6 protein-coding genes are annotated in these 5375 nt (G+C 71.0%); 4 read left to right on the forward strand and 2 right to left on the reverse strand.

What is annotated here, in order from left to right; translation table 11 throughout:
• From GT042_RS37625 to GT042_RS37635, 3 genes are all read left to right on the forward strand, one after another.
• A partial coding sequence (locus tag GT042_RS37625; RefSeq protein ID WP_161313159.1) for a hypothetical protein occupies nucleotides 1-623 on the forward strand: 623 nt, incomplete at its 5' end.
• A gap of 699 nt (nucleotides 624-1322) precedes the next feature.
• Nucleotides 1323-2801 carry a UDP-N-acetylmuramoyl-L-alanyl-D-glutamate--2,6-diaminopimelate ligase gene (locus GT042_RS37630; RefSeq protein ID WP_161313160.1) on the forward strand — a complete coding sequence of 493 codons (1479 nt, stop codon included), beginning with the start codon at nucleotides 1323-1325 and terminating at the stop codon, nucleotides 2799-2801.
• Between the two features lie 136 nt (nucleotides 2802-2937).
• Nucleotides 2938-3354 carry a hypothetical protein gene (locus GT042_RS37635; RefSeq protein ID WP_237531584.1) on the forward strand — a complete coding sequence of 139 codons (417 nt, stop codon included), beginning with the start codon at nucleotides 2938-2940 and terminating at the stop codon, nucleotides 3352-3354.
• A 28-nt stretch (nucleotides 3355-3382) separates the two neighbouring features.
• Here the strand turns inward: GT042_RS37635 and GT042_RS37640 are convergent, their stop codons facing one another.
• Nucleotides 3383-4123 carry a hypothetical protein gene (locus GT042_RS37640; RefSeq protein WP_161313162.1) on the reverse strand — a complete coding sequence of 247 codons (741 nt, stop codon included), beginning with the start codon at nucleotides 4121-4123 and terminating at the stop codon, nucleotides 3383-3385.
• A gap of 172 nt (nucleotides 4124-4295) precedes the next feature.
• Nucleotides 4296-4823 (reverse strand): cupin domain-containing protein, encoded by a 528-nt coding sequence (locus GT042_RS37645; RefSeq protein WP_237531585.1) that lies wholly within the window; start codon nucleotides 4821-4823, stop codon nucleotides 4296-4298.
• A gap of 171 nt (nucleotides 4824-4994) precedes the next feature.
• Between GT042_RS37645 and GT042_RS37650 the strand changes: the two genes are divergently transcribed.
• Nucleotides 4995-5375: Rrf2 family transcriptional regulator (locus GT042_RS37650; protein WP_161313164.1), on the forward strand; the 381-nt coding region annotated here is incomplete at its 3' end.

Here is a 5375-nt window from a genome sequence, read left to right on the forward strand (position 1 = left end):
CCGACGCCCCGCCCGGACAGGGCGAGGGCGGCAGCGGGGGAGGCGGCGAGGACGGCGGTCCCCAACTGCCCCAGCCGCAGACCGAGGACGGCTTCGCCACCGACGGGGCCAGCGGCATCAGCATTCCGGTCCCGACGGGCTGGAAGGGCGAATCGGGCCCGATCGGCGCGGGCGTGACGACCGGGGACTACCCGTGCCCCGGGGAGACGTCCCAGACCTGCGTCCTCGGCGGGGTGTTCTCCGCCCCGGCCGCCGCGCTGGAGATCAACGCGAAGACGGCCAAGGACGCGGCCGAGAAGGACATCGAGGCCAACGCCAAGGACTCCTACGGCGGCGCCACGTACGGCGAGATCTCCTCGCACCAGCAGCTCAAGGCCGAAGCGGTGACCGTCGCCGGCCAGAAGGGCTACCTGGTGCGGTGGAAGGTCGTCACGAGCAAGGGCGACGACGGTTACGTCCAGTCGCTGGCCTTCCCGTCCCCCGCCAACCAGGACCTGATCGTGGTCGTACGGTCCGGGTTCGACGTCAACGTCAAGGCGCCGAAGCTCACCGTCATGGATGACATCACGAAGGGGATCAAGAAGGCGGCGGGCGGCGGCACCGGCGCCGGACAGGGCGTCTGACCCCGCCCGCCGACGTCTTCCGAAAACCTGGGAGACACCAGAGGCACCTGAGGTACCACGTACTCCCGCACGCGATCGCCGGGCGGACCGCGACAGGTCCGCCCGGCGTCGCCGTGTCCGGGGGCGGCGGCCGGCCCGCGGGCACGTCCGCGCACGACGGAGCCGGGAGCGCCCCTCTGGCCGTACACTCGCCCCATGGGTTGCACACGTGTGGTGAGGGAGTGCCTGCGACAGGCCGCCTGCGCACTGTGCCCGGCCGCCGCCGACGCGGTGTCCTCAGGCCCCGGCCCGGTGTCCGCACCGGAAGCCGGTTGTCGCGCCCTGCACGGTCACGGCTAACACCCCGCCCGCGCCGCCGACCCGCCTGAACCGCAGTCCCGCCCGCACCCCCGTCCGGCCGTCGCCGGCCGCCCGTGCTCTCTTCCCGCCCCCGCCGCACGGGACTTCACCGCATCCGCTTTTACGCCGCACCCGCCTTTACGTCGTACCCGCCTCCACTGCCGCCGTACCAGCACGCCCCCCCACCGCAGCACATCCCACCGCAGAGCGCCGCCCGCCGGGCCGGCCCTGGGGTGTCCGGTCCGACCCGGACACCGTCACCGCCCGCACCACCCCCGTCACGCGACGCCACCGCGACCCGTCGGCGCCTTCCCGGCGCCCGCGGCGACCCGGCCGTATCGCGCCTTCGAGAGGACCCCTGTGAAGTTGAGCGCACTGCTCGCCGGGCACGACCACGAGATTCTTCAGGGCGATCCGGAGACGGTGATCACCGCGGGAACCGCCTTCGACGCCCACCGGGTGTCACCCGGATCGCTGTTCATCGCGGTGCCGGGACACCGCGAGGGCGGACCCGAGTCCGTCGGCCCCGCGCTCGCCAGGGGCGCGGTCGCCGTCCTGGTCGACGCCGGGGCCCCGGACCTGCCCGCCTCCGTCTGGGCGGACACCGACGTCTGCGTGGTGCGCGTCCAGGACACCCGCGCGACGGCCGCGGTGGTCGCCTCCCGCTACTACGGCGAGCCCGGGCGGGCCATGGACATGGTCGCCATCACCGGCACCAACGGCAAGACCTCGGTGTCGTACATGGTCGAGTCGGTGCTCCGGCTCGCCGAGGGCGCCACCGTCGGGGTCATCGGGACCGCGGGCAGCCGGATCGGCGACGAGCTGATCCCCATGCCGAGGTCGGTGCTGACCACCCCCGAGTCGCCGGACTTCCAGTACCTGCTGGGGCGCATGCGGGACCGCGAGGTCGGTACGGTCGTCCTGGAGGCCACGTCCATGGGGCTGTTGACGCACCGCGTCGACCACTCCTTCATCGACGTGGGCATCTTCACCAATCTGACGCAGGATCACCTGGACGACCACGGCACGATGGAGAACTACCGGGACGCCAAACTCCGGCTGTTCCAGGGACTCTGCCGCCGCGCCGTCGTGAACGCCGACGACGCCGTGGGCGCCGGGATCGTCGCGCTGATGCCGGGGGCCGTGACGACGTACGCCCTCGACGCCGACGCGGACTACCGCGCCACCGACCTCACCGTGGACGCCTTCGGCACCCGTTTCACACTGCACCACGAAGGTCGCAAGTACCCGGCGGCCATCCCCGTACCCGGCCGCTACTCGGTCGCCAACGCCCTCGCCACCGTGGCCGCGTGCCACCTCCTCGGACACGACCTGCGCGGACTGGTCGCCGCCCTCGACCGGATGCCGCCGATCCCGGGCCGCTTCGAGCGCTTCGAGACCCCGGGCGGCACCTCGGTCGTCGTGGACTACGCGCACTCGCCCGACTCGCTGGAGAAGGTGCTCACCACCATCCGGGGGTACGCCAAGGGCCGGATCGTCACCGTCTTCGGCTGCGGCGGCGACCGCGACATCACCAAGCGGGCCGAGATGGGCGAGATCGCCGGCACCTACTCCGACCTGTGCGTCCTCACCTCGGACAATCCCCGCGACGAGGACCCGGAGGCGATCCTGGACCAGATCGCGCCGGGCCTCACCGCCACGGGAACGCCCTTCGAACGGCTCGCCGACCGCCGCGCCGCCATCGCCCACGCGCTGGCCGCCGCGGGCCCGGACGACGTCGTGCTGATCGCCGGCAAGGGCAGCGAGCCGTACCAGATCGTCGGCGAACACCTCGTACCGTTCAGCGACATGGCGACGGTCCGCGAACTCGCGCGATAGCCGGTGTCACGGAGGAGTGACCGTGACCGTGGTGGCGATGCCGGAGGCCCCGCCGCGTACGACGACGACCGAGCCGGCGTCCCTGTTGTGGGCGGCGGAACGGAATGTGTACCCACGGCGTCCGAGGTGCATGAGAATGTCGCGTCACGTCGCTTTCCTGTTCCTGAGCATCGGGCTGCTGCTCTCCGGTTGCTCGTCCTCGTCCGACGACCCGGGCGACGAGGGGTATGCCGGCCCCACCCTGCCCGCCCGCACCTTCACCGAGGACAAGTGGGAGGAAGGGCCGGCCGAGCCCAGGGGGCACAACCCGTACCCGTACGACGTCAACACGCACTGCGGTATCAAGTGGCTCGAATTCGGCGGGCGTTGGTGGGTCCTCGACTCCGTGTTCCCGGGTGTCGAGCAGGTCAGGGGGACGCCGCCGGCGGAGGACGTCCAGCGGATCGCCGGCTACATGACCCTGATCGGCCCCGACGCCGCCAACTTCGACGCCGCGGGGATGCCCACGATGCAATTCGTACCGGCCGAGGAGGAACCGCCGGGCTGCGCCTGAGCCGACAGGTCGGTCTTCGGCAGTCGGATCACATCCATACTTCGTCGGCGCGGTCGTTCCAGGTGCCGCTACCCAATTCCGCGGGGTAGCTCTCCTCGTGGAGGCTCGTGACGCACGTGCCGAGGATGGTGATGAGCTCGGGGTCGGGCCAGTTGGTGCGGTAGTCGACAATGCCCATACCGCCGATCTCGTCGTTGTTGCAGGTCGAGGTGGCCTCGTCTCGGAAGCCCCACGTCGCGAGAGTCTTGGTGCCGTCGGCGGACCACTGGAGCTTGCGGCCCCCGAGGTTCTGGTGCTCGCCGAGGCACGTCCAGCCGAAGGCGCAGGAGGCGGCGAGGGGGGCTGCTTCGTCACCACCGGCCGTTGAAGCCGCGGATGCCGGTGCCGCCGGCTGAATCTTGGCGGAGCGCCCCTTGGGGGCCTTCGGCAGGGCTCGGGGATCCTTCTTGGCGTAGGCGGCCATGTCGGCCTGGGCCTCCGCGTCGGTGGTGAAGCACTTCACGGTGAGATCGGGATATTCGGAACAGACCTTCGCGTCGCCCCATCCGTCAGCCATGTCGAACTTCTTGCCTTTGTACGTCGCCATGACGGGGCCCTTGCGCGCCTTGGCGGCGCGAGCGCGGTCGGACGCGTCCGCCGAACCTGTGTTCTCGGCGGCGCGGGGAGCCGGAGAGCTGCTGGTACCGGCGGTGGCGGTGGCCGTTGCGGTGGCACCAAGACCGAGAGTCGTGCCGAGAGCGAGGGCAGTGAGGATTCGGGCCGGTTTCAAGTGAGGTGATCCTTCGTCAGTTCCGGATTCGGCGTGTCGACGGAACCGATAGTGCCGTGGCGTCGGGCGGAACGTCGTTGGCGGAGAGTCCACACTCCTTGACGATGCGTCTCCAGCCCAATCCTGAGCGGCTGGACCGACGTTGACGGCGTCGCGTCTGCGGGCGAACCACTCACGTGCCACCAGGACGAGATGACTTCCGAAGAGCGTCCGTGCCGAGGACGTACAGCTCGGGGAGGTTGACCACGATCGCCTCCTGCGTGCTGCGGGCGATCACCACGACGGCCTCGTCGTCGGGGCTGGGATTCTCCTCGCGGTGCGGGACGTACGGCGGTACGAAGATGTAGTCGCCCGGCGAGGTCCGGATCCGGACCTCCTCCGGCGTGCCGCCCGAGTTGTCGAGGAACACGAACTCCGGGTGCCCCTGCACCACATGGATCGCCGTCTCCGACTCCCCGTGGTGGTGGTTCGAGGACGCCGTCCCAGGAGCGACATGGGTCTGCCCCATCCAGATCCGCTCCGAGCCGACACTGCCGCCGCTGATCGCGGCGAACCTGCGCATCCCGCCGGTCTGCGCGGTGTCGCCGTCCAGCGCGTCGGCGCGGATGTGGTGGAGCCGGGCCCGGAGCGGCGGCGTGCTCCCCCCGGCGGGGTCGGAACCGTGGTCGTGACCCGGGAGGTCGGGATGGAACGCGTCCATGGAGTCCTGCTCCTCAGGGGCTGCGGGGGCGAGTGGCCGGGACCGAACGTAGAGAGGGCGGCGAATGGATGTCAAGATGTGTCCATTGCCGCCGAGCTGGTCCTCACCGGTTGCCGGACGCTTCTCGGACGGTGCTCGGTGGACTCGGCACGCTACGGGGAGACGGTACGGATGCAGATATCGGCGAAGGCGGACTACGCGGTGCGGTCGCTCGTGGAGCTGGCCGCCGACAGCGGGCGGCCCCTCACCTGTGAGTCCATCGCGTCCTCCCAGGACATCCCGTTCCGCTTCCTGAAGTCCGTCTTCCGCGACCTGCGGCAGGCGGGTCTGGTGCGCAGTCAGCGGGGCTGCGAGGGCGGTTACTGGATCGGCAGGGACGCGGCCGAGATCAGCGTGGCCGACGTGATGACCGCGGTCGACGGGGAGTTCCTCACCGTACGGGGCGAGCGTCCCGGCGACCTCGGATACCCGGGCGCCGCCGGGACGTTGCCCGATCTGTGGCGTGCGGTCGAGGCGGCCGCGCGGGCGGTGCTGGGCGGCACGAGCATCGCC

The sequence above is a fragment of the Streptomyces sp. SID3212 genome (assembly GCF_009865405.1).
Classification (GTDB): domain Bacteria; phylum Actinomycetota; class Actinomycetes; order Streptomycetales; family Streptomycetaceae; genus Streptomyces.

Bases quoted from the DNA above. Each gene is read 5' to 3' on its own strand.
- GT042_RS37635 (WP_237531584.1), top strand. From the start codon at position 2,938: ATGTCGCGTCACGTCGCTTTCCTGTTCCTGAGCATCGGGCTGCTGCTC.
- GT042_RS37645 (WP_237531585.1), bottom strand. From the start codon at position 4,823: ATGGACGCGTTCCATCCCGACCTCCCGGGTCACGACCACGGTTCCGAC.